At 64.0% G+C, this 25,597-nt stretch carries 16 protein-coding genes and 1 pseudogene; 5 read left to right on the forward strand and 12 right to left on the reverse strand.

All coding sequences use genetic code 11. The features are described 5' to 3' along the window. Nucleotides 1-99 precede the first annotated feature (99 nt). From ACCQ16_RS14570 to ACCQ16_RS14580, 3 genes are all read right to left on the reverse strand, one after another. A complete protein-coding gene (locus ACCQ16_RS14570) occupies nt 100-1,329 on the reverse strand; it encodes a dipeptidase (protein WP_218490117.1) in 1,230 nt (409 codons plus the stop codon). Between the two features lie 589 nt (nt 1,330-1,918). Continuing rightward, nucleotides 1,919-3,307, reverse strand: coding sequence for an amino acid permease (locus tag ACCQ16_RS14575; protein WP_136732799.1), 1,389 nt, complete (start codon nt 3,305-3,307; stop codon nt 1,919-1,921). A gap of 411 nt (nt 3,308-3,718) precedes the next feature. Next, nucleotides 3,719-4,780, reverse strand: a complete 1,062-nt coding sequence (locus ACCQ16_RS14580; RefSeq protein ID WP_008573029.1) for a pectate lyase family protein — start codon at nt 4,778-4,780, stop codon at nt 3,719-3,721. Nucleotides 4,781-5,020: 240 nt separating this feature from the next. Here ACCQ16_RS14580 and ACCQ16_RS14585 point away from each other — a divergent pair. Continuing rightward, nucleotides 5,021-5,208 (forward strand): annotated as a pseudogene (locus tag ACCQ16_RS14585) (hypothetical protein); the annotation flags it as partial. A 345-nt stretch (nt 5,209-5,553) separates the two neighbouring features. Here ACCQ16_RS14585 and ACCQ16_RS14590 read toward each other — a convergent pair. Both ACCQ16_RS14590 and ACCQ16_RS14595 read right to left on the reverse strand, forming a co-directional pair. Next, nucleotides 5,554-6,495 (reverse strand): proline iminopeptidase-family hydrolase, encoded by a 942-nt coding sequence (locus ACCQ16_RS14590; RefSeq protein ID WP_372379994.1) that lies wholly within the window; start codon nt 6,493-6,495, stop codon nt 5,554-5,556. 381 nt (nt 6,496-6,876) lie between these two features. Continuing rightward, the gene (locus ACCQ16_RS14595; RefSeq protein WP_008573033.1) at nt 6,877-7,641 is read right to left on the reverse strand and encodes a LuxR family transcriptional regulator; all 765 of its coding nucleotides are present in this window, start codon (nt 7,639-7,641) and stop codon (nt 6,877-6,879) included. Between the two features lie 192 nt (nt 7,642-7,833). Between ACCQ16_RS14595 and ACCQ16_RS14600 the strand changes: the two genes are divergently transcribed. Beyond that, a complete protein-coding gene (locus tag ACCQ16_RS14600) occupies nt 7,834-9,216 on the forward strand; it encodes an APC family permease (protein ID WP_011348162.1) in 1,383 nt (460 codons plus the stop codon). A 351-nt stretch (nt 9,217-9,567) separates the two neighbouring features. Here ACCQ16_RS14600 and xopAP read toward each other — a convergent pair whose 3' ends face one another. Continuing rightward, nucleotides 9,568-10,848 carry a XopAP family type III secretion system effector gene (gene xopAP / locus ACCQ16_RS14605; RefSeq protein ID WP_372379995.1) on the reverse strand — a complete coding sequence of 427 codons (1,281 nt, stop codon included), beginning with the start codon at nt 10,846-10,848 and terminating at the stop codon, nt 9,568-9,570. Nucleotides 10,849-11,333: 485 nt separating this feature from the next. Here xopAP and ACCQ16_RS14610 point away from each other — a divergent pair, with 485 nt between their 5' ends. The 3 genes from ACCQ16_RS14610 to ACCQ16_RS14620 all read left to right on the forward strand — a co-directional run bounded on the left by ACCQ16_RS14610 (nt 11,334) and on the right by ACCQ16_RS14620 (nt 14,676). Then, nucleotides 11,334-12,731 carry a trypsin-like serine peptidase gene (locus ACCQ16_RS14610; RefSeq protein ID WP_057680700.1) on the forward strand — a complete coding sequence of 466 codons (1,398 nt, stop codon included), beginning with the start codon at nt 11,334-11,336 and terminating at the stop codon, nt 12,729-12,731. Between the two features lie 402 nt (nt 12,732-13,133). After that, complete coding sequence (locus tag ACCQ16_RS14615) at nt 13,134-13,532, forward strand: hypothetical protein (RefSeq protein ID WP_209261271.1); 399 nt, start codon at nt 13,134-13,136, stop codon at nt 13,530-13,532. A gap of 136 nt (nt 13,533-13,668) precedes the next feature. After that, entirely contained in the window at nt 13,669-14,676 is a 1,008-nt protein-coding gene (locus ACCQ16_RS14620) for an MBL fold metallo-hydrolase (protein WP_218501885.1), read from the forward strand. Between the two features lie 313 nt (nt 14,677-14,989). Here the strand turns inward: ACCQ16_RS14620 and ACCQ16_RS14625 are convergent, their stop codons facing one another. The 6 genes from ACCQ16_RS14625 to soxR form a co-directional block, all read right to left on the reverse strand. Beyond that, nucleotides 14,990-16,507: a tryptophan halogenase family protein gene (locus ACCQ16_RS14625; protein WP_033478687.1), complete on the reverse strand. Its 1,518-nt coding sequence runs from the start codon at nt 16,505-16,507 to the stop codon at nt 14,990-14,992. A 40-nt stretch (nt 16,508-16,547) separates the two neighbouring features. Beyond that, on the reverse strand, nt 16,548-17,594 hold the full coding sequence (locus ACCQ16_RS14630; RefSeq protein ID WP_277572600.1) for a cupin-like domain-containing protein: 1,047 nt from the start codon (nt 17,592-17,594) through the stop codon (nt 16,548-16,550). Nucleotides 17,595-17,598: 4 nt separating this feature from the next. Beyond that, a complete protein-coding gene (locus ACCQ16_RS14635; protein ID WP_014090714.1) occupies nt 17,599-18,357 on the reverse strand; it encodes a SapC family protein in 759 nt (252 codons plus the stop codon). 326 nt (nt 18,358-18,683) lie between these two features. Next, on the reverse strand, nt 18,684-21,842 hold the full coding sequence (locus ACCQ16_RS14640; protein WP_372379996.1) for a TonB-dependent receptor: 3,159 nt from the start codon (nt 21,840-21,842) through the stop codon (nt 18,684-18,686). Between the two features lie 1,031 nt (nt 21,843-22,873). Further along, on the reverse strand, nt 22,874-24,883 hold the full coding sequence (locus ACCQ16_RS14645) for a M1 family metallopeptidase (RefSeq protein ID WP_277572599.1): 2,010 nt from the start codon (nt 24,881-24,883) through the stop codon (nt 22,874-22,876). Nucleotides 24,884-25,099: 216 nt separating this feature from the next. Then, complete coding sequence (soxR, locus tag ACCQ16_RS14650) at nt 25,100-25,546, reverse strand: redox-sensitive transcriptional activator SoxR (protein WP_031423642.1); 447 nt, start codon at nt 25,544-25,546, stop codon at nt 25,100-25,102. Nucleotides 25,547-25,597: the final 51 nt, after the last annotated feature.

Raw genomic sequence — 25,597 nt, forward strand, 5'->3', positions numbered from 1 at the left:
TGCGGTACGCCACACCGCCCGCCTCTGCTGGGCAGTGCGCGTCGACAGGCGGTGCAAGACCGGCCATGCCGAGCGTCCCAGAGCCAGGCCGTGGCAACGCTATGGCCGCACCCGCTCCCAGATCCGCAGAAAATTGCCGCTATACACATCCACGATGCGTTGCGTGGGCCAGCCGGCATCCAGCATCGCCTGCGTGAGCTTGGGCAGATCCGCCCCGCTGCGCATCCCGGTCGGCAGGCTGGAAATGCCGCCATCGAAATCGCTGCCGAAACTCAGGTGTTTCCATGGATCTTCGACGATCCCCATGGCGGCAATCTGCCGGGCAAACGCTTCGTAATACCCAACGACAAAGGCAAGATCGGCATCCATGTCCGGCGTGCCATCGGCCAGATAGGCGTGTTGCAAGAAGTACGGCGCCAGGATGACGCTGATGCAGCCACCGGTCTGCACGATGGCACGGATCGCCGCATCGTCGAGCGCCCGGTCCAGGTGACGTGAGGGCCGCGTTTCCACACCACGCGTGACGCTGCGCGATGCGCCATGCGAGACGAAGGCCGGCACGTCGCGACGGATGCAGATGCCGCAAGCGTCAAGGATCCCCTGGCTCGAGGTATGCGAAAGATCCACCAGAAGCCCGGCATCGATGCAGCGCTCCACCACCTGCCGGCCAAACGCCGTCAGCCCCGCGCCCTTCTTCTCGCCCCACGGATTGAGCGATGCATAGCCAGCCTGGGAGATGTCGGTATGGCTGAAATGATTGAGCGTCAGATAGGCGGCGCCGTCCTTGGCAGCACTGTCCAGACGCGCCAGCCGCAGCGCCTGGGTGCGGCGCCCGCGTGGCCCAAGCATGTGCGCCCCCTCCAACGACAGGATGGCGCTGCACAGACCCGCTGCGCGAATCGCGCGGAGCTCGGCGGCGCTGCGTGCCAGCCGCATTCGCCCGCCGCTGGCCGCCACCATCTCCTGGACATAGCGCCGATGCTCCACCCAGTGTTTCCAGGGGTCGAGAAAAGGCACGCCGATGAGGTTTTCCCAGAGTGCATGGGCGCTGAAACAGGCACCGCCATAGCCGCCCGCGAGAAAGTCCGGGCCGCTCACGTGGTACATCAGCGGTTGGTTGCGACCTCGCGGCGAGGTCTTGGACATCAACCAGAGGATCGGAGAACGCCGATGTGCTTTCCAATCGCCCTTCCAGAAATCGAAGCCGCCTAGCCGCGACAGATACAGCGAATCCAGATGCGTATCGACCGGACACGCTAACGCATGCACTGCTTCCAGCGTGAGCGGCGGAACCAAGTCGGCCAGATTGTCGGAGGAAACTGCATGCATGGGCGAACCCCGGCAATGACGTCTGACGACGTCGCCAATAAAAGCGCGTGTTCCGCGTTGAAGATCCGGTCGCTATTCTTCGAGCGCCCTGATGGGTGGAGCATGTGCGTCCAAAGGAGAATAACCGAACTGGACCGTCAGATCCCCGGGGCGAGTGCCCGGCCCGAGAGGAAAGCGCAGGACTGCTGACGCGTTTCTCGTTTCGCAGCGCACCGCGTCGGTGCGGGGGTTTTTTCGTTATTGGACCGGCCGTCGTCTCACCAGGAATCGACGGGTCCTGGAGGCTTTTGGCGACGATGCCGCATGCCGGGATGGGGAGCCCGCCGATATCGGCTAAGAGCAGCAAACAGAACTGCTGCGCAGCCGCGGCGGCTCCTGGACAGTTGGGTTAGTGTGCGTGCGAGATTGCGGACGCACTGCCCTGATGCCGTGGTCCGTGGCCAGGCCGACGCCTGAACACATCAACGTCGCCAGCAACGACGGGGGCAATTGCCGGTTGCACTCGCGTCATGAGCGCTGGCCGCCGGTGACAGCTGACACGCCCGCCAGCGCACACAACGCACCAACACACTGCCACGCTTCCAATTCCTCACATCCGCGCACGCAGGCGCCGCGCAACTTCGCTGACCGCTGCGATGACTGCGGTCAGCGCGACCATCGAGAGGAATTGCGCGCGCGTATCGGCCGAAGAGGCCAACAACACGAAGATCACGCCCAGGATGACCAGCGCCAGCACGGTCAGAAACGGATAGCCGCGCATGCGGAACGGCAATGCAAGGCCGGCACGGTCCGCGCGGGCGCGCAAGATCAGTTGCGATACCAGCGAGATCGTCCACACCAGCAGGCAAGTGGCGCCGACGATGTTGAGCAGCATTGGCAACACCTTGTTCGGATACAGCAACTCCAGCGCTGCGGCGGCGAAGCCGAACAACACGCTGGCGATCACCGCCAACAGCGGCACTTGCTCGCCGCTGGTCCTGGCCAGCAGCCGCGGCGCTTCGCCGCGCTGGGCCAGCGAGAAGATCATCCGCGAGGCGCCGTACAGATTGGCGTTGAGCGCCGACAGCAGCGCGACCACCGCCACCAGGGTGATCGCCGTGGCGGCACCGGGAATGCGTGCCACGTCCAGCACGGCCGCGAACGGCGAGCTGAGCGCGGCGCTGGTCCACGGCACCACCGCCACGATCACGCTGATCGACCCGATATAGAACACCAGGATGCGCCAGGCGACAGTGCGAATGGTGCGCGCCAGGCTACGTCCGGGGTCGGCGGTTTCCGCGGCGGCCACCGCCACGATTTCGGTGCCGCCGAAGGCAAACACCACCACCAGCAACGCCGAGCCGATACCGGCCAGGCCCTTGGGCGCAAAGCCGCCGTTCTGGGTGAAGTTGGACAGCCCGGGCGATGCCACTCCGGGCAACCAGCCCGCCAGCAACGCCACGCCGATCAGCAGGAACACCACGATCGCCAGCACTTTCAGAATGGCGAACCAGAATTCGAACTCGCCAAAGTTGCGCACGCCGAGCAGATTGATCGCAGTGAACGTGGCCATGAACAGCAACGCCAGCAACGGCACCGGCAACGCCGGCCAGACCGTGGCCAGCAGCCCGGCGGCACCTACCGCTTCGGCCGCAATCACCACCACCACCTGAAACCACCACAGCCAGCCCACGGTGGCGCCGGCCGTCGGGCCCATCGCATCGGCGGCGTACACCGAGAATGCCCCGCTGGCCGGCTTGGCGGCGGCCATTTCGCCCAGCGCGTTCATCACGATGATGACCAACGCCCCGGCAATCAGATACGAGATCAGTACCGCCGGACCGGCCGCGTGGATGCCCACACCAGAACCTAGAAACAGCCCGGCGCCGATCGCCGTGCCCAGGCCCATCATCATCAATTGCCGCGGCTTCAGCGCATGGCGCAATGCAGGCGCGGCGGGCGCAGCGGTCTCAGCAACGGAATCGGTCGGAAGCGGCATGGACAGGCTTGCATGGATGGAATCGCGACACGATACCGCGTCGCAGCGCCTGCCGCGCCTCTTGACGCCAGCCCGGGGAAGGAGTGGCGATGTCTCGCGATCGCGCCTTGCGCGCGGGTGTGCAGCAGCCACGCCCGGCAACCTGCCGGTGCGCGCCGTCACCTGACGGCCGATGCAGCGCGCGCCTGTCACCTGTCGTCTCCAAGAACCGGGCAAAGCACATCCCCGAACAAGCCGGGGACGTGCCTCGATGCCGCCAAGAGCCAAGAGCCATCATGTGCGCAGCTTCCGGATGGACGGCCGCTACTCGTCATCGGCTTGTCCCCCGGAAACGCTGCGCTTGCTGTGCGCCGCCCAGGCCCTCCTGACCAGCGCTTGCTACAGCTCATTCGCGACTCCGGGCGCTACCGGTCACTCCGCCAGGTTCTTGCCCGCGCCCGCGGTGGCGATCACCTTGGCCTTGACCTGTGCTGCCGGCGTCACGGTGTAGATGTAGCCCAGCGACTCCGGGAACACCTTGGAGCTCACCCAGTTGGTGGCATTGGCGTAGGGCTTGCTGCCGTCCGGCGTGCTCCAGGTGATGCCGCTGCCAACGTAGTTGTTGATCAGGTCCCAGTAGCCGATCTCGCTGCTATCGCGCGAAGTCACCGGGTTCTTGATGTTCTCGAAGTAGTTGGACTCGATCTTGGCCACCCCACCCATGCGCACGTTGATGCCCGAGGTAAACACATTGTTGAAGTAGTTGTTGTAGATGTGGCTCAAGCCGCGGCGCTGCAATGGCAAGCGCGATTCCACGTTCTCGAAGCGGTTGTGGTGATACGTGGTGCGCGCAGCCGAGTTCTTGGTGTCGCTGTCGCTGTAGCCATTGAGCGCGACCTTTTGATAGTTGTAGACATAGTTGTAGGACACGGTGACGTGGTGCACGCCCTTCTTCATGTCGATGCCGCCATCGAAGGAGGCATCGCCTGCACCGGAGCACTTGGTGAGCGAGGCGAAGATGGTGTTGTGGTCGATCCAGATCTTGGACGGCTCGCCGCTGGAGTTGCCTTCCAGCGAAATCGAATCGGCATCTTCGCCACCTTGCAGCAAGCCGATGGTCATGTTCTGGATGATCACGTTGTGCGCATTGCCTACCACACGCACGCCGAAGTTCGCCGACGAGCCGTTGGCGCCCTTGATGGTGACATCGCTCTTGTTCTTGATCTGCACGGTCTTGGCCGGCAGCTTCCATTGCGCGCACACGTCCTTGATGGTGCCGAAGTCGAACTGGCCGGTGTAGTTAAGCACCAGCCCGCCGCTACCGGAATAGTTGTCGATGGCGGCCTGCACTGCTTCGAACGTCGCCACGTTGACTGGTGTCTTGTTGCCGCCGCCGGTAGTGGCCGCACCGTAACCGACCGGGCCGGCAATCGCGCCCGCGGCGCAAGCGGACAGTGCAAGCGCGAGTGCGCCGTGTAGCGTCTTGATGATCATGGAGCCTCTCCCAATGAAGTCGACAAGCAATGCCGGCCGCCTGCGCAGTGGCGACGACAACGGCAAGGCGATGCGTGGGGGGCTGCATTCTTCGCGCGATTTAAAACATAAAACAATTATTCATCTTCGAAACTTAGACGCACCGCGGTGTTCTCTTTCCGGGACATGCAAAAGGGACAGCGAAGGACAGCCGGGACAGGACACGCCAATGCCATGCGATAGCCCTGTGTTGATCGACGCATGTGTGCATGTGCTGCAGACGCCGGCGATGCGCAGGCGTTCGGGCGTGCAGAGCGATTGCGCCTGCAACCGTGACGATCCACGTGCCGACGCAGCGACAGGCATGGGCGCACTCAGTGCATGCCTGGCGATGGCAGCTGGCCAACTGCAATGCAGTCATGCATTGCAGCACTGCATCTACATCGGCACGAAGATGCAAACGCAAGCTGTCGCGCGCCAGCGCCGTCGCGGCGCATCAGAGCGTTGACGTGCCTGCCCACGCTGCGGCGTGTGCCCTGCGACGCTCGCGCATCATCGTGCGCCGGCAGCCCGAAACGGGCTTGCGTCAAAGTGCGAACCTCCATCGACACAGCTGCCCGGAACAACGCGCGCAGCGCCACGCGTGCAGCGATGCAAGCACGCAAGCGCTGCAGGGCCGCTATCGCAGGCACGAATTGATGGTGTGCACCACAGCGACATCATCGCGGCAGGCAGGCAGCTAAACGCAGTGCAGTTGATCGGCCCGCTGGCTATCGCCACACCACACTGCACGCTCAGACAGCGCGATTGGCCAGTGCTGAGGAGCGCAGCATTTGTCCACCGGGCCACGGTGTCTGATCGTCCAGGAAATTGCCGACCAGGCGCATGCACGCCGCGCGTTCTTCCACGTGCGGCATGTGGCTGGAGTTGGCGAACACGTGCCAGCGCGCATCCGGGATCAACCGCGCATAGGGCTCGACGGTTTCCGGCGTGGCTTCGTCGTACTTGCCAGAGAGCACCAGCGTAGGCGCGGTGATGCGATGCAGGCGCTCGATGATGCTCCAGTTGCGCAAGCTGCCCACCACGTGGAATTCGGTCGGTCCGTTCATGGCGTGATACACGGTGGGGTCGGCGTCGATGGCGGCAAACGTCCGCGCGACCTCGGCAGGCCACGGCAGCACGCGACATACGTGCTGCGCATAGAACACCTGACTGGCTGCGCGGTAGGCCGGATGGTCCAGCGTACCGGCGGCTTCGTGCTCGTCCAATGCGGCCTGGATATCGTCAGGCAGGCGCGCGCGCAGACGCAGCGCAGCCGCGCGCCACAACCCCATCGAGGCGGGCGAATTGGCGATGACCAGCGCTCGCAGGCCGGCCGGCCGGCGCACGGCGTGCTCGGCGGCCAGCATTCCGCCCCAGGACTGGCCCAGCAATGCGTACTGCGACAGCCCCAGATGCGCGATCAGCGTCTGCAGCTCGTCCAGAAACAGCCCCACTGTCCAGAAGCTTGGCTCGGCATTGCGCAGATGGGTGGAGTTGCCGTTGCCCAGCTGGTCGTAGTGGATCACCGCGCGGCCGTTGGCCGCCAGGTCCTTGAAGCTGTCCACGTAGTCGTGCGTGCATCCGGGGCCGCCGTGCAGCACCAACAGCGGGCAGGCATCTGCGCACAGGTCGCCGGTAATGCGGTACCAGGTACGGTAGCCGCGGAATTCGACGTAACCCTCGGTGCACTGCATGACCTGCGCCTGCCTACGGCAATGATGAGCCCCGAGCCTAGCGAGCACGCCGAGCGGCGTTAACTGGCAAATTTCACAGGTTTGAACGCGCCCGGATGCGCGGTTGGCGCTGGCCGATAGCCGGTTCGATCGAACGCCTCGCATCGCCGAATGCGCTGGGTATCGCGCGACTCGACATCGCTCCTGGATCGAAATAGCTAGTTCGAATCAGCACATCTATCGCATCTGTCAGCGCCACTGGACTCCATTCGGACCGACAACAGATCAGCGTTCAGAACACAGGTGGGTCGCGCCAAGGAAACGACATGGCATGTGCGCTCTGCCGCTCCGAAACCCGCGAAGCCGCGCGTACCGCAGCGCGCAGGCACGCTCGAAAAAAAATTATGGCTCCAGCAACCGATAGTGCATACCACGCACCACCGCTTCCACGCGGTTGCGGGCGCCCAGCTTGCGCGCGGCTGAATTCAGATGCAGGTTCACCGTGGCGGTTGAACGGTTGAGTGCCGCGGCAATCCGTTTGGACGTCAGGCCTTTTGCCGAATACTGCAGGCATTCGCGCTCGCGACGGGTCAGCGCGATGTGGTGGCAGCGGCGTTCCTGCGGTTCCAGCAACTCCTGCGCGCGCGCCTGGAAGGCGTGCGCCAGCAACAGGAACGGCAGCACCTGCGCTTCGGCCAACCGCGGCGCTTGTGCAGCGGCGGCATCGATCGCGCCGCTGAAGGTGGCAAATGCGCCACCAGGCAAATGCAGCGGCACGGTGACACCGGTGCCCATGCCGCTATCGCAGAGATAGCGCGTCACTTGCCGGTGCTGGCCCCCCACATATTCCACGCCCGCGCAGTGGCCGTCGGTGCGGTACGACCATACGAATGGCGTGGTACGCCGCGTTGCACGCTGCTGAACAGGGTCATGTTGGTAGTAGCCGTGCTCGCACCACACATGCTGCATATCGCCCGGCGCATTGCGCTGCATGAAGACCGTTGGCGTGATCAGCGCTCCCTCCAGACTCAGGGGCACCGGCGCATAGTCGTACACCAGCGACTGGAAACCGAGCGCGCAGACATCGCGAAATACCCGGTCCAGGCAGCTATCGAGCGTCTGCAACGCCTGCAGATCGCAGCCCAGGCTGGCCAGAATGTCGAACATGGTGCTCCTTCGGTACCGGTGGTTGCCAGCAGATGACATCCAGCATGGAAAACCTAGCACTTTCACCAATGGATGGGCTTGTCGGCCACATTATCGTCACAATGCCGGTCACATGGCGGCAGCACGCGACGGGCGTTCAGGTCGTCCGGGCGCTTGCGCTGCGTGCCGGCATTCCTTGCAACGGACACCTGCATGACCGACACGCCCCGCCGCGACGATGCGGCCACGCTGCAACGCTTCGGCTACGCACAGGAGCTCAAGCGGCAGCTCACGCTGAAGGATCTGTTGATCTACGGGCTGGTGTGCATGGTGCCCACGGCGCCGTTCTCGATCTTCGGCGGCGTCTTCGACATCAGTGCCGGAATGGTGCCGCTGACCTACCTGGTCGGCTTCGTGGCAATGCTGTTCACCGCACTGAGCTACCAGCAGATGTCGCAGGCATTTCCGGTGGCCGGTTCGGTATATGCCTATGTCGGGCGCGGGCTGAGCAGCGGCATGGGATTTCTGGCTGGCTGGGCGATTTTGCTCGACTACCTGCTGGTGCCGACGCTGTTGTACGTGGTCGGCGCAAATGCGATGCAGACCGTATTGCCGGCAATACCGCAGCCGGCGTGGATTGGGTTCTTCGTGGTGCTCAACACGGTGGTGAACCTGCGTGGCATCGAAACCACCGCACGCGCCAATCGCTTTTTCCTGCTTGCGCAGTTGCTGGTCCTGGCGGTGTTCGTGGTGCTGGCGACGCTGGCGATCCAGCGCGGCGTCAATGGCGCGCACTGGAGCTGGCGCCCCCTGTATAACCCGCAGGCGTTTTCTCCGCAGCTGATCTTCAGCGCGTTGTCGGTGGCGGTGGTGTCGTTCCTCGGCTTCGATGCGATCTCCACCATGTCCGAGGAAGCGCGCGGCGGCAACCGCGTGGTGGGGCGCGCAACCTTGCTGGCCTTGCTGATCGTGGCAGGGCTGTTCATCCTGCAAACCTGGCTGGCGGCATTGCTGCAGCCTACCCTGCAGCGCTACCCAAGCGCGCAGGCATCCAACGATGCGTTCTTCGAGATCGGGCGGTTGATCGCCGGGCCATGGCTGCAAATTGTCATTGCGCTCACGGTGGCGATCAGCGCGGCAATCGCCAATTCATTGGTTGCACAGGCGGCCACGTCGCGACTGTTGTTCGCCATGGCGCGCGACCGGCAACTACCGGGCTTTCTGCGCTACATCCACCCGCGCACCGGCGTACCGCAGCGTGCGATCCTGCTGGTGGCGGGCCTGAGCCTGGTACTGGGCGAAGTCTTCGTCGGGCAGATCGCGCTGCTGTCGTCGCTGTGCAACGTCGGCGCACTGACCGCCTTCGTGTTGTTGCATATCGCAGTGCTGTGGCACTTCCGCACCCACGGCCGGCGTGTGCTGCATGGCGTGGTGCCCCTGATCGGGATCGTCATCCTGGCCTACGTCCTGCTCAATGCCGACCTGCATGCACAACTGGGCGGCGCTGCATGGATGGCAGTGGGGCTGACGGTCCTGGCGTTTCTGAAACTCAGCGGACGCTCCACCGAATTGCGCGCCAGCGACGCGCTGGAATAGCCTCAACAGCAGCACCGTCTGTTGTGCCGGCGTGCTCCTGGCCCACCCGTGCTGCGGTGTGCGATGGATCAATCTCGTACTGGGCAACCTCAAACACGTCATCAAGGTGGTGCATCACGCCATCAGCGCAAATACGCAGGGCTTGACTTGCGGAGATGGACGATCGCTCACCGTCGATCCGCTTCACGATGCGCTGCCACGACTTGCCACGGGCATGTTGCAGTCCAAGCAGTGCCTGGAGCCGGTTTGACGTGCAGCGAGCGATCTTCGTGGCCAGGAGTCAGGATCAATCAAAAATTTAGAAACTCTCTCTTGGCCTGGAAAACTCATTTGCAATTTATTGCCGGCTATCTAATCCGGCCGGCGAGTGGCCAGCGGCTGGCGGTACGGCAGCCACGAGGTGAACAATTGCCTGCGGGGAAGACGCCGGTCTTCGGATGTTCCCTGCGACACTTCCATGGGAGAAAAGATGCGCTGCAGATCGCCCGGCTCGATCTTGGACAGGAAATAAGAGCGCCACAACGTCAATTCGTGATTGTCCGCCAGGTTGACAGTGCTGGCCGGGCCGTCCGTCACGGTGATGAACTGAGCGAAGCGATCACCGCTGGTGCTGCCGGCGCGCTCGTCAGCAGCCCCGGGGTGATCCCAGTGCGGGTGATGCATGAAAAAGGGCACCGACTGGATCGGATCCAGGGCGCGCGCAAACTGGCGCAGCGTGAATCGCAGTTCGCTGTCGTTCGATCTTAAGCTTTGCATATAGTGTCTGTCGGCGCCCGCTGGCCCGAGGCGCGGTGGATTGAATGAATAAATGCTGATCTTGCCCGGGGCTCCGGCCGCGCGCAGAAAGTGCGTGATGTCGAAGCCGGCGAGCGTGGCCGCTGCTGCGCCCAGACTGTGTCCCGTCAACGACATCGACAACGCCTTGCCGCTCTCCCGCGCGCGATTCGTGTAGCGTTTCAACACGTCCTTCATGACGGTTCCGTCGGCGCGCGGCAACTGAGCTTCGGACTGCCACCATTCCTGCCAGCCTGCTCCAACCCTGCCCAAGGTCGGAAGGCGCTCGTCAAATACGTTGACGTGTACCTGTGCGATCTGGCTTTTCATATCGCATAACAGATCGTCGGTCGCATTCAGGCATGTGCCGGAAAAACCCAGCACCGCCACAATCACATCGTCGGTCTCTCGCTCCCAGAGTTTCAACCGCCGCGTGGACATCGGCACATTCAGATGCAACCCACCGATCTCAGCCACCGTCGCCGGATCGCCCTTGTACGATTCGCCTGCGCATGCGCGCATGCTTTCGAGCACAGTGCGGCAGCGTATTTCCCATTGCGGATCCTGTCCGTGCGGCTGCGCCGATGCACGATCCACTTGGGCAATCGCGCTGACGAGATCGCATGCCTGGGTATCTACCTGCGGCAGACGCATGCCAGATGACCGCCAGGCACCTGCCGTGATCGATCGTGTCGCGTTACGTCCGCGTTTGACCGGCGCAGCACTGAGACCTGGAAACGCACTGGCGCTGTCGCGCGCGTGCCAGGGGAAAGCGGTCGCGGAGGCAGGCATGTCGCTATCGCCGTCGCGCGATTGCGCGTGCGGCAGACTTGGAAAAGAAGTTGAAGTGGGTCGCATGCGACATGCTCCAGGTGAGTGCGCAGAGATTCTGTTTATATCCCCACCTGGCACGCAGCCAGAGATGTCGTCCACCGCCGTGAAAACGAACGAAGGATTCACTGGCTCCACCATCGCTGTGCATCCCTCAAGGCCGGGGTGAGGTCGCCCGAGGCCCTAGGAGCGCTGATCGCTACCACGACCATGACGTGGATTGAACACACCAAGCTGCCACTGCGCAGCTGGATGGTGGACTTGCACCTGCTGACTAGAACCAACATGGCCGCCCTGGGAGCCTACGCACCGCCCGGGGCCGACGGCATGACGGCCCAGTGGATGACAGACGCGTGCGGGTACTGTATCGATCACGACCTTTCATTCCCGAACGAGATTTTCAGCACATATTCAGCTTTGAAGTTTCGCTAGGCTCGTTCGGCGCCAACGATGGCGCCCGCTTGTTGCAGCCCCCGCTGCAGCCTGACGATCCCTGACGAGAAGGACTACCCATGAATCGCAAGAACGCGATGTATCTGGCGTTGTTTTCCGCTGTTTCCGGCACCGCAGCGGCCGCCCCGCCGACCGAGATGGATGCAGCGCCGGTCACCACCGCGCCGCAGGCGGCCAAGCTTGGTGCGGCCACGTTGCAGTCGGCAAGTTTACGCGGCGGCGTTCTGCCCACGCGCGTGGTGCAGCTCACCGCACCTACCAGCGCCGAAATGGGTCGTGTGCGCGAACGTCGTATTGCACAGGTCAAGCATGGGCAGCCGTTGCAGATCGGTTTTTCGCGTGCGGTTGCACAGCCGACGGTGAACCTGTCCAAGCTGGATTGGCAAATGGCTCCCGATGGCTCGCGCGTGGCCAGTCTCAAAGTCAGCTCCGCACAGGCGGCGTCGCTGCGTGCATCGCTGGTACTGCGTGGCGCCGGTGCAAGGCCTGGCGACCCATCCAAGGTGACGCTGCGCTTTGCCGGCAACGATGGTCGCGTGTTCGAGCAATCCGGCGCCAGCTTTGCTGCCAGCGGCAACGACATCGGTTGGTCGCCGACGGTGAGTGGCGAGGATCTGCTGGTCGAGCTGTCGCTGCCGGCCGGGTTGTATCCGGAAAACTTTAGCCTCAGCATTCCGCAGCTGTCGCATCTGGATATCAGCCCCACTGCCAGCCCGCGCGACATGATGACCATTGCCATCGGCGAAAGCGATTCCTGTCAGAACGACATCGTCTGCCGTGCCAACCCCACGACCGGCTTCACCAGCGCCGCAAAGGCGGTGGCACGCATGGTGTTCACCACCAGCCAGGGCTCGTTCCTGTGCACCGGCACGCTGCTCAACAATACCAATTCGCCCAAGCGCAACCTGTTCTGGACCGCGGCGCATTGCATCAGCACGCAGACGGTGGCCAACACGCTGCAGACCTACTGGTTCTACGATGCGGCCAGCTGCAATGGCAGTACGGTCAGCTCGCAGGCAACCACATTGACGGGCGGCGCGTTCCTGCGGCATGCCAACACCACGCGCGACACCGCATTGCTGGAGCTGAAGACCGCACCGCCAAGCGGCGCGTTCTATGCAGCGTGGAATAGCGCGGCGATCGGTTCCACCGGCACCTCGATTGTCGGCATCCATCACCCATCGGGCGACGTCAAGAAGTATTCGCTGGGCACGGTGAATGCACTGAGCAGCTCCATCGATGGCAAGAGCCCGCTCTATCGCGTGGTGTGGAGCGACGGTGTGACCGAAGGCGGCTCGTCCGGCTCGGGCCTGTTCACCGTTGCCAGCGGTGGCGCCTACCAGCTGCGTGGCGGCTTGTATGGCGGCTATTCGTTCTGTAGCGCGCAGACCGATCCGGATTACTACTCGCGTTTCTCGGACGTGTATTCCACCATTTCCACCTACTTCGGCCAGTAAGCGGTAAGCCGCGTGGCAGGCGACCTTGTGCCTGCCACGCTTGATCGCGCATCGCCGGGCAATCCGTTTGCCGGGCGATGCGTCTTCGGCTCAGCGACCGTGCATGCGTTGATCCGTGCACTGAAGTGTCCGCAGGCTGTCCAATGCCACCACCATCTTCTTGCCACGCACTCAAGGCAACGGCGTGACGTGCTAGCGCGAGACATCGCTCCAGGGCTGTTTTTTGCAGCCTCGCTCAACACATTGATCGGTGTGCGGTTGCCGGCGCGATGGGTGTACCAGATCCACTTCGGCCAATCGGGAAATGCCTGATTGACGTCGACTGCACCAACGGCGCACTAGCGGCGGCGAGCGGCGCAATGATGCAGACTGATGGGGCCTGTTCCTTCACAACGGTCGCCCATGGTTCGCGCACGTGCCCCACTGCTGGTCATCACCCTTGTTGCCTTGGCGCTGCAAGCCCCCGCCCTGGCGGCCGGCAAGCCGGCCGATCGCGAGGACATCAAGGCCTATGCGCTGCAGCGGTGCCTGGATAACAACTACACGCGTAGCGGCAAGTACGCACCCGATCAGCTACGCGACCGCTCGTATCTGCTGACCACCTATGCGATGGACAACGCCAAGGTCGGCGCGACCGACCGCCTGCATCGCTTTGTCGACGCCAACACGGCGGGTTTTGACAAGCGCGAAATCCCGATGAAGGACGAAGCGCGCCGCGGCCCGTTCAATCGCATCTTCGCCCAATGCATGGCGTTCTATCGTTCGCCGGCCTTGGATGAATTCATTGCACACGAATTTTGAGCGTGGCAGCAGGCGCAGCGAAAAAATAGCGCCCCAACCGCTGTTGCGGATTGCTGCCAGCGACGCCTGCCGTATGGTGTGTACAGCACGCAAACTTGCATCGACACCCAACCCACGCACATCGGCACGAGCCGCAATGACCGCATCCCATCCCTTCCGCTCCCGCCGCACGCTGCTACGCACTGCATTAGCTGCGAGTTCGCTGACTGCGGTGGGGCAGCTCGGTGCTGCTGTGCGTCCGCCGGCACGACGAACATCCGCCAAGCCCGACTCCGCGCCGCCTGCACCCTTTCCGGCCAAGGGCAGCGTGCTGGTGCTGCTGGGCACCAAGGGTGGCCCGACACCTTCGCCATTGCGGGCCGCGGCCGCAAATGCCCTGGTCATCGACGGGCAACCGTATCTCATCGATTGCGGCAACGGCGTGGCGCAGCAACTGGTCAAGGCCGGCATGCGACTGCCCATGCTGCGCGATATCTTTCTGACCCACCACCATTCCGACCACAACGCCGATCTGCTCAACGTGGTGTGGCTGGCCTGGGCCAGCGGCCTGCAGACGCCGGTGCATCTGTATGGCCCACCCGGCATCGCCAGGATGGTGGACGCGTTTGTCGCCATGAATGCCATCGACATCCAGGCACGCATCCGTGAGGAAGGCCGCCCGCCGTTCGAAGCACTCATCCATGTGCATGAGTTCGACCAGCCCGGCACCGTTCTGAAGAACGATCAGGTCACCGTCACCGCCACCTTGGTGGACCATTACACGCTCAAGCCGGCCTTCGCCTATCGGTTCGAGGCGCCCGACCGCAGCGTGGTGTTTTCCGGCGATACGCGCTACCTGCCCGCGCTGGCCGAGTTCGCCAAGAACACCGACGTCCTGGTGCACGAGGTGATGTATCTGCCGGCGTTGCAGACGATGCTGAAGGCCAACGACAACGCACCCACATTGCTCGACCATCTGCTCAAGAGCCACTCCACCAGCGAAGAGGTCGGCATGATTGCGGCTGCGGCCAACGCGAAGATGCTCGTGCTCAATCACTTCGTCCCCGGCGGCGATGCGTCCATCACCGATGCGATGTGGAGCGAGGGCGCGCGCAAGCATTACGCCGGGCCGATCGTGGTGGGCAAGGATCTGATGCGGCTGTAGCGCGGCGCGCACTGCGCCCGCCCCGCCGCGATCCAATGCCGGCCCCAGAGCGTGTTATGTACGTTGAGGTGAGTGCGAGGCGTCGTGTAGCGCGTCGAGTTAGGCGTGCGCCTTGTCCAGGCTGGCCGCTTGGGCAAGGCGTGCAACGCGGTCTCTGCGCGCCACAGGGCGCTTCCCGGAGGATTGGCCGCCAGCAGCACGGAGTGCGCGCCGCGCGGCTTGCCTTGACGCCACAGCCAAGCCGCCAAGCACCGCGACGCCGCACGCCTCCGCTAGCGGGCAATGCACCTCATCTCAAGGTGCATGACCCGCTCTAGGCAGGCACCGGGCTACGCATCCCCCACACCTGTTCGCCTGCCTTGCAGTAGCGCTCGATGAAGTCCTGCTGCGAGGGCATCTGCTGCACGGCGTGCTGGATCGGCTGGGCGATACCGTCGAGCAGGCGGCGCAGGTCGTGGTCGGAAAATGCGCGCGTCAACGGGTGATGCTGCTCGGGCGCAATGCCCTGCCCCATCAGCACGTGCGTCCAGGAATCGACACGAAACAGTTCATCGGCACCCTGCCAGGCGTGCGCGCGTTCGCGCCAGGCACGCAGGCGCAGCGCAAGCGACTCGGGCAGCTCCATCTGCCGGCATTGCTGCCATAGCGGTTCGTCGCGCTGGGTGGCGTGGTAGTGCAAGGTGACGAAGTCGCGCACGTGCTCCATTTCGGCGCGGCTGACGTCGTTGAACAGTTGCACCTGCGAGGGCGCAATGCCGTCGGCCGGAAACAGCGCCAGCAGCCGCACCACTGCAGAGATGGTGAGATGGATGCTGGTGGATTCCAGCGGCTCGATAAAGCCGCTGGCCAGACCGAGCGAGACCACATTCTTGTTCCAGGCCTTGAGCCGGCGGCCGGTGCGAAACGGCACCATCCACGGCTCCTTGACGGCAGGCGCAGCCACATCGCGCAGCAGCTTGGCGTGCGCTTCGTCATCGGACAGGTGCTTGCTCGAAAACACCAGGCCGTTGCCGACGCGATGCTGCAACGGAATATGCCAGCGCCAGCCGGCTTCGTGCGCGATGGCGCGGGTGTAGGGCACCGGTGGGCCGAGGGCTTCGGTCTGCACCGCCACCGCACGGTCGCACGGCAACCAATGGCTCCAGTCTTCGTAGCCGGTGTGCAGGGTCTGCTCGATCAGCAGACCGCGGAAGCCACTGCAATCGATGAACAAATCGCCTTCGATCACGTGCCCGTCTTCCAGCACCAGGCTGGCGACATCGCCGCTGTGCGGCTGCACGGTCACCTGCTGAATCCTGCCTTCGACACGCTTGACGCCGCAGCCCTCGCTGCGCGCGCGCAGGAACTTGGCATACAGCGCCGCATCCAGGTGATAGGCGTAATTGACCGCCGGCTCGCCATGCAGCGCAAAGCGGTCCACGCGCGAGGCCACCGTTTCCAGGCAGTAATCGCCGAAGCTGCCCGGCATGCCGCGGCGCTGGCTTTCCAGCCACAGGTGATGAAACGCGCACACCAGGGTGCTCTGCCCGGTGATGCCGAATGGATGGATGTAGCGCTCGCCCTGGCGGCGCCAATGCTCGAACGAGATCGACAGCTTGAAGGTACCTGCCACCGCACGCAGGAATTCCTGCTCGTCGATCTGCAGGAACCGGTGGAAGGTGCGGATGGGCGGCACCGTGGATTCGCCCACACCGACGGTACCGATCTGCTCGGACTCGACCAGGGTGATGTCCAGCAAATTGCGGAATTGATGCGAAAGCGCACAGGCAGCGATCCAGCCGGCCGTTCCACCACCGGCGATCACCACCTTGCGAATCTGAGCCTGAGTCACTGCGCACTCCTGTAGCATGGGTTGAGAGCGGTGCTGCACATCAGCGGTTCAACTTGCCGATCAGCATGGCGCGCAGCTGCCGCGACAGCATGGGGTCGATGGGGCCGAGCGCATGGCGCGCCGGTTCGGGCAGATGCTCGCCGGCCTGCTCGGCAGGGCCGAACACGTAGTGATCGAACAACGCGCGCCATGCCTGTTTTTCCGCTGCCGGACGGTCGCGAATCGCCCACAGCGCGTGATACAGCGCCGGCATCGCGGCAGGCAAGTGCGCTGGCGCACTGCTCCACCAGTAATTGATCAGCACGTTGAACGGCTGCAGCGATTGGACGTGGTGCCACCACATGCTGGGAATGAACAACGCATCGCCCGGCTCCAGCACCACGCTGCGCGCATGCGGCAAGGCATCGGCAAAACGCGGAAAGCGTTGCAGGTCCGGATCGGCTAAATCGACCATGCTCACCACCTGCCCGCCCGGCGTGGGATCGAGCGGACCCGGATACAGATTGGCGACCTGCTCCGGCGGAAACAGCGTAAAGCGCCGTTGCCCGACCGCGCAGCACGCCAGGTTGTCCAGCGCATCGTAGTGGCACGAAGCGATCACCCGGTTACCGATCCAGATGCTGGGCTGCACGGGGCTGCCGTTGGCAGCCACATCCAGATCGTTGTGGGCGCGCAACCCTGGCAGATTGGCGTCCACCGGCAACGAGGCCAGGTAATAGGTGGGCGGCTGCGGGTCGTCACGATGTGCCGCAATGGCATCCAGCAAGGTACTCACGCTGCCGCGCTGCACCTGGAAGTTGAGCGCGCTGCAATCGTCGCGATAGAACGGGCGGCTGCCGATCTCCGGGCCGCCATAGGAATACTGCAGGGGGCGGCCGGTATCGTGCGCGCGCAACAGCGCCATGGCCTCATCGGCGCCGCGCAGCCCGGCCTGCACCAGCGACCAGTGCCGCGCAACGCCACGCAGCACCACCGGCTCGGCGGCCTGGCAAAGTGCGGGCAGCGGCAATACCTCAGGATCGCAGTCGCTGCGCTCGGTGATGGCGGCGCCTGCAGCGACGGACAGATCGGCGGCACGTGCGGCCATACGCTCAGGCGTACGCGGCAACGGGGGCGCTGTGCGACTGCTGCAGGCGGCGCTGCTTCTCGGCCATCAGCCGGCGCACGTTGTGCAGCGATGCCAGCATCAGGAAGGCACCTTCCAGATAGCCGGCCTGATGCAACTGCTGCAGCGCTTGCGCATCCAGGGCGGCCAGCCGCTCGCGGTCGATCGCGAACAAGCCCTGCAACTGCGTGGCATGGCTGGCATCCAGCGCAACGTCCAGCCGCACCGGCTGGATCAGGCCGAGCGCGTCGAAGGCGGCCGCCATCGCCTGTCCCGCGTCCACGCCATCGCGGATGCCGCGCAACACGCCGATGATGTGTTCCAGATACGGGCTGTGGCCGCCTTGCGGCAGGAACACCGCCTCGCCCTCGCTGCGGCTGATACGCGGATGCTCCAGGTCGACATGGATCACCGGCTCCTGCACCAGCGCCCCATCGACGTGTTGCTCCTGGAAGCCGATCAGGAACGGCCCCTTGGCAACGATGCCCGGCAGATAGCTGGCATTCCAGCGCCCGTCCTGCAGGAACAGGTTTTCATCCTGTGCGAAGCCCAGCAGCGCCACCGGCTGGTAACCACCCCCGGCCGGATCCTTGCGGAAGAACAGCGGGTACTCGCGCTGCAGCTCGGCATATTCGGTGACGAAGGCCGGCACCACGCCGACCGCGTCGCCGAATTGCGCACCAAAGCGCAGGATCACGCGCAGGTCGTGATGCGCCACGTTGTTGAGCACTGCGTATCGCGTCATCTGAAACTCCAGCAGCCGTCCATCGCGGAGCGCTGCAGTCATGAGGGAATTCGGGCGCACGCATTCCCCGCGTGCTTATCGATGCTGAGCATTGCCAAAAATGCGTGCGCCGGCAAGCCGCAGGGCAGCAACGCGCTGCATGGCGCCGAAGACCGGCGCGTGGCGCATGCGTGCGCATTGCACGGCCGTTCGCCCACACACCGACCGCGCGAGCACCGCGGCAATACGCGGCTGCAGACCGCACGCGCGCAACGGCGCAATAACCGGTTGCGGCCGCCATCACACGATGGCGGCCGCAGGATTGACGGCTAACAACGCGTGATGGATCAGAACGCGTACCGCACGCCCAGCGTGTAACGCGGTTGCTGGTCGATCAGGCGGATGATCTGCTTCTCCGAGCGGCCGTGCCAACGGACGTCTTCACCGGTCAGGTTGATCGCCTCGAAGCCCACCGACAGCTGCTTGTTGAAGGCGTAGCTGACGCTGAGGTCGAACTGCTGATACGGCTCGACGTAGTACGGGTTGCGGTTGGCATTGTCCTGGTTGGCAGCGATCAGGTATTCGTCACGCCAGTTCCAGGCCAGGCGTGCGCTCCAGCCATACTTTTCGTACATCAGCATGACGTTGGCGGTGTCGCTCAGACCGAGCAAGGCAAACTGATCGCGATCGATCACGGTGTTATCGAACGCCACATCCCCTTCCACGATGGTGTAGTTGGCGTAGATGCCGAAACCGGTGCTGCCGAAGAAGTACTGGCCGCCGAGTTCCCAGCCGTGGATGTTGGCCTTGTTCTGGTTGATCGGCCGCGACACATCGAACTGATACAGCGGGTCGGAGGCATTGCCGGCGATATCGTAGGCATTCTCCAACGCAAGACTTTGCGCCGAACTGCCGTTGTAGGCGCTCAGCCCGCCGGTGGCAGCAGCATTGCGCAGCAGTGCCATGGCCGCAAACAGCGAGGTGTCGTTGGCCGAACACGCGCCCGCGACATCGTTGCCGGCCGCGCCCACCTGTGCGGCGCAGGCACCGCTTTGCAGGAACGCCAGCGCGGCCTGGGCATCCGGGCCAGAAGTGGGGTCGGTCAGTCCGTACAGCGATTCACGCGTGACGGTATTGCCGATGAAATTGCTCACGCGCTTGTTCCAGAACGTCGCCGACACATAGCTGGCGTCGGCGAAATACCACTCCAATGCCAGATCGAGGTTGTCCGATTCCAACGGATCGAGCGTGGGCGTCTGCGAGTCGCCGCCGGCGCGGTTGGACGGGTTGATCAGGATCGAGCCGTTGGGCGTGTTGGGCGTGGGTCCGGCGATGAGATTGTTGTACGGTGCGCGCGCGATGGTCTGGCCGAACGAGGCACGGCCTTTCAGCGAATCGGTGAAATCGATGCTGAAGTCCATGTTGGGGAGGACGTAGTTGTAGCTGGTCTTCTCGCTGAAAGGCTGCTGGTCGGTAGACCGGATCAACTGGAAGTCGTTGTTGGACAGCCACAGCAGCGCGGTGGGCGTGGCCACCTGCGAGGTGGACTCCACGTCGGTGCGCTCGTAGCGCAGACCCAGCCGCGTATTGGTGGTCATCCCGGCGATGGCACCGGCAATTTCCAACTGCACGTAGGCCGCACGGGTCTTTTCTTCCACCCGGTTGTCTGCGGTGTATTGCGGGTTGTAGCGCGTGGTTGCGCCGTACTGGCTTCCGCCCCACAGCGCCAGCTGATCGGCATCGCCACGCCATGCACTGGACGCCGCGCCGCTGGGATTGAAGTCCTTGAACATGCCGGTGATGCTCACCGGTTGCAGCAATGCGACCATGCCCGGCTCGTTGCCTGCATTGGCCACGCCCCAATCGCCCAGCGGCGAGTTGGTCTCGCTGACCCGGCGTTGCATGGTGGTGTTGGTCGAACTCACGCCAAACTGGAAGCGCCCGTCGTCGAAGTCGAACTTGCCGTCCAGGCGTCCTTCCTTGGTTTCGGTCACCTGCTTCTGATAGAAAATGCGCAGCACCTGCGAGCCGAGCTCGGCGGGCGTGAATGCGGGATTGACCACGCCATTGGTGTTTGCCAGCGAATCGGCCGCAGTGGGATACCAGGTGCGTGCGCCGATCGGCAAGGAATTGTTGAACCACAATTCCTGCCCCCATTGGCCGCCGCAGTACGGCGCATTGGTGCAGTTGTTGGTGCCGGCGAAACTGAAGTAGGTCGCGCTGCCGCCGGTGGTCGGGTCGTTGGGCAAGCTTTGCGTCTTGGAGTTATGCGCATCGAAGCTCAACTGGAAGCGGTCGCTCACTTGCCAGTCGGCATTGAAGCCCAGCGAGCCGAGCGTGTACTTCTGCTCGTTGCGCTGTTGTTCCATGCCGAAGTCCTTCGCGCCATTGGGCACATCGCGCAGATAGACCGGCGTGGCCACGGCCTGGCCGGTATCGAAGGTCAGATCGGTAAAGCTGTTGGCGCGCTGCAGCCAGATGCCCTGCTCGCCGCGCTCTTCGCGAATTTCGTTGGCCGAGTAGGTGTAATCCAGGGTCAGGGTCAGGCTGTCGGTCGGTGCGAACTGCATCACCGCCTGGCCGTTCATGCGTTCGCGCTGGAAATCGGCGAATGCGTAGCGCAGATCGTTGGGCATGCCATACAACTGGCCGATCGCCGGGGCATTGGTCACCACCGCGTCCGGGCGCAGTGCCGGGTCGGTACCGGTCCAACGCTGGATGTTCCAGGTGTTTTCGGTGGCTTGGACCGAACCGCCATGGCGCTTCTGGTAGCTGGCGCTCAAGCCGATACCGAAGGTCTTGTCCGGGTTGGTATAGCTGAAGATGCCCGACACTTCCGGGGTGAGCGAATCGCCGAAGGGCTCGGAGCGGTCGGACACCATCTTGGCACCGGCGTTGGCCACCACGCCATCGTGATTGAACGGCTTGTCGGTCTGAATATTGATCGTCGCACCGATACCGCCGCTGGGCGCCGTTGCGCGGCTGGTCTTGAACACCTCGATGCCGGTAATGGCTTCGGAGGCGAGCTGGGCGAAGTTGAACGCGCGCGTGCCGACATCCACGCCGCCGATCGGCGTCTGGCCGGGCGCACCGAACGCATCGGCACCGGGGATCAGGCGGCCGTTGAGGGTGACGGTGTTGAACTGCGGGCCGAAGCCGCGTGCGGTGACCTGCGCGCCCTCGCCATCACGGCGCTCGATGGAAATGCCAGTGATGCGCTGGAGCGATTCGGCCAGGTTGGTGTCCGGAAACTTGCCGATGTCTTCGGCGCTGATCGCATCCACCACGCCGGCGGCATCGCGCTTGATGCCCATCGATTGGTTGAGACTGTTGCGGATACCGGTCACGTTGACGGCATCCAGGGTGGTGGCGGAATCACTGCTGGATTGCGGCGCCGGTGCAGGCGGCGGAGCGACATCCTGCGCAAAAGCGGGATTGATGACCAACAGGCCACCAACGAAGGTGAACATGGCCTTCGACTTGAAGCTGTTCAACGTACGACGCATCGATGTGTCCTCGGGAGTGGAGTCCAACCGCCAACGGCCGGTATCGCGGCATGCGATACGGCGGAATCGTGGCCACTGCCCGACAGGCCGTGGCCAACGCTGCTGCAACTGCTGGAGCCACCAATCCAACGCCATGCATTTGTCGTGCGGGCGCAGCCGGCGCCTGGATCGGACATGTCCTGATGGCATCTCCATCCTTGCACCGCGCCACACGCACCACGCAACAACCGCTTGACGTTGTCTCAGTTGCCCTCGATCTGTCCCCTAGCACGCAGGCTGCCGATCGCCCCTTCGACCGTCGACCTGCGATGTGCGTGCACGTCTACCCGCCGCAGCAAAGGCGTTGCCACGCCATTGTTGCGTTTGTTGCAGGTTCTTTGCACGACGTGTCAGCCAGTGATAGCGCTAACATGCCGCGCAGCCTAGTCAGGGCATAAAGGGCTTGTCACCGTGCGTTGCAGCATAGTGATGGCTGTGCACTGTTACAGCCGATACCGCAGTCGCTTGAGCCCGCATGCGGTTTTCAATACTGGCGGGGCTGTAAGCGTTATCACGGCATTACGCAAAAACCGTCGGGTCGAACGGTGAAATTTGCACAATGAACGTGTCGCAATGGAGTCGAATACGGCGATTGCGCAAATCTGGGTTTACGAGCAGTGCCGCGCGTCTGGATTGCGCATGTCGAAGTCGGCGCTGCACAGGACGCGGCAACGCACTGCATGCGCCTGCCGATTGCACGTCGCCTGTGTGTCAGTGCAGCGACATGCATTGCGCGCGAAGGAGACGGTGCACGCTTCGCAATCGATTGCGCCGCGTCCGGGCAGACAACGAGCGCACTAATTTGTCGTCGGGCGAACCCATCCTCATCGCACAGGAGCCACGTCGTCTGCTGCCGATCGATGCCGGGCAACTGCTGCGCTCGCCCGGTGATCAACGCAGGCGCTTGTTTCCGTTTTCGTCGGCGGTTGCCGCACGCAGCCACCGACGCGACCGCGCTGCGGCCACGTCTGCACCCACGCCTCGCGCAATGCTCAGCCGCTCACGTCCGCGCGCGCGTCGCTGCGGTCGGCATCTGGCAGCACATGGTCCGGGTCCAAGGTGACGTGCAGCACTCTCTGGGTGGTCGGCACGGTGACTGTGGGGGTAGTGGTCTGCAGCCATGATTCCACCGGAATGCGTCGGTCCAGGTGGCTGCCATCGGCCAGGTCCGCACGCAGGGTCGCCGGCATCACCAACTTCTGCCGGCTGCGCAATGTGACTTGCATTCCCTTGGCCGGGTCGTGGTCGACGTAATGCGCGTCGGCGATGCCCATGTCCAGCTGCCAATTGTTGAGATACCAGCCGCGCCACCACCAGGACAGGTCCTCACCGCTTTCGCTTTCCATCAGCCGGAAGAAGTCCGAGGGCGTGGGATGCTTGTAAGCCCAGGTGTCGATGTATTTGCGAAATGCAGGATCGAAACGCGCCGGTCCCAGGATCTGCTCGCGCAACAGCACCAGGCCGAGAGCACCCTTGAAGTAGGTCAGCGGATGGCGATAGGTCTCGCTGGTGGAATCTGCGTTATCCATCAACGTCGGCGCGTGGGTGTCGGCCAGTAACGGCAGGATTTCGTCGACCGGGTTGCCACCTTTGGGCGCATATTCCGAATCGCGCTTGGGCGCGTATTCGCCCTTGTTGAACGCATCCGATGCATACACGTCGATGAAGGTATTGAAACCTTCATCCATGAACGCATGCCGGCGCTCGTTGGAGCCGACGATCATCGGGAACCAGGTGTGGCCGATTTCGTGTGCGGTGATCCAGAACAGGTCCTTGCCGCCGTCTTCGAAACCATCGAAGACGATGCCCGGATATTCCATGCCGGCCCCATAGCCGCCCAGGTTGATCGCTGCCGGCCACGGATACGGATACCACTGCGAAAAATGCTCGATGGCGCCTTTGACGTATTCGGTAGAGCGGTTCCACTTGTCTGCGCCCACGCCTTCCAGCGGGTACACCGACATCGCAAGCGCGTGCTTGCCGCCCGGCAAATTGATGCGCGCCGCATCCCAGACGAACGCCGGCGATGCGGCAAATGCGACGTCGCGGGTGTGATCCATGTGGAAGCGCCAGGTTTGCGTGCCCTTGCCCGCCGGCTTGGCCGTACCTGCGGTTACCTCGGCAGGCGTGCGGATCAGCACGGTGCGGTCGCTGCTGCGGGCGTGTTCCAGGCGTTGCTGTTCGGTGCGGCTGAGTACGTCCTGCGGATTGGTCAGCGCGCCGGAGCCGGCGACCAGAAAGCCCTCCGGCACGGTCACGGCATAGTCGAAATTGCCGTACTCCAGGTAGAACTCCGATCCCAGATACGGTTGCGTGTCCCAGCCACGCAGATCGTCGTACACCGCCATGCGCGGATACCACTGCGCAATCTCGTAGATCTCGCCTTGCTTGCTGGCACTGACGGCCGTGCGCCCGCCCCAGGTGCCGGGAATCGTGTAGCGGTAACGGATGTGCACGGTGAGCGCCTTGCCCTGCCCGGCCAGCGGTTGCGGCAGATCCACCCGCATGCGGGTGTCGTCGACGATGAAGCGCGCCGGCTGGCGGCGCCCGCCTTGATCGATCTCGACGCTGGCGATCTGCATGCCATCGGTGAACTGCTTGCGCTTGAGCGGCCGGCTGGCGGCAGCGCGCGCGTCGGCGCGGTAGATGTTCTGGTCCAGTTGCAGCCACAGCACGTCCAGCGTGTCGGGGCTGTGGTTGGTGTAGGTGATGGCGGCCTCGCCGCTGAGGGAATGCGTTGCCGGGTCGATGCTCGCGTTGAGGTCGTAATCGGCGCGGTTCTGCCAGAACGCCGGGCCAGGTACGCCGCTGCCGCTGCGGTAGCTATTCGGAGCGTCGGGCAATTGCAGGGGCGCGAACAGGGCCAGCGGATCGAACACGCTTGCCGGCGCAGGCGTGGCAGCGGGAGCGGCGCTGGCTGGCGCGGCAGCGGCAAGCGCCGGCGCAGCGACGCAGGCCAGCGACAATGCAACGGTGAGTGATCGGCGCACGGTGGGGGTCATGCGAAATCCTGCGGCGGAGGGAATTCCCATCCTACGGCGCAGTTTGCCGCGCGCGGGAATGCCATTGGTCCCGGTTGCGGCTGCCTGCGGTTTGGGAGGTGGCCGCCGATGGCTGCTCTGGTGGAGGCCCAGTCACGCACCGCACGCGCAGAGCGCCCGCGCGACGCCGGCCCTCCCCGCTCGGCCCGGTGCGCCGCGCCGGCTGGCCAGGCCGACTTACTCCGCCATCAGGCCACCCAATCGCAACGCCCCCTCACCACTGCGGCCCATGGCATCGTCCGGATTGCTCAGGCGGCAGCGGCGCAGCGACAGGCAGCCGCAGCCGATGCAGTCGGTGAGCTGGTCGCGCAAGGCCTGCAGTTCATTGATGCGCGCGTCCAGCTGGCTCCGCCAACGCGCCGACATGCGCGCCCACTCCGCACGCGTCGGTGTGCGTTGATCCGGCAACACCGAGAAGGCATCGAGCACCTGCTGCAACGGCACGCCCAGTCGCTGGGCCACGCGAATCACCGCGATACGCCGCAGCACATCGCGCGCATAACGACGCTGATTGCCGGCGGTGCGCAGGCTGCTGATCAAGCCTTTGCGCTCGTAGAAGTGCAGCGCCGACACCGCAACACCACTGCGCTTGGCGACCTCGCCCACGGACAACTCACGTTGCATTGCCTTGACCTCAACTTAGGTTGAGGCAGGATGCTGCGCGGCCTTCACCGG

Origin of the sequence: Xanthomonas sp. NCPPB 1062 (genome assembly GCF_041481705.2) — a bacterium.
Classification (GTDB): Bacteria; Pseudomonadota; Gammaproteobacteria; order Xanthomonadales; family Xanthomonadaceae; genus Xanthomonas; species Xanthomonas euvesicatoria.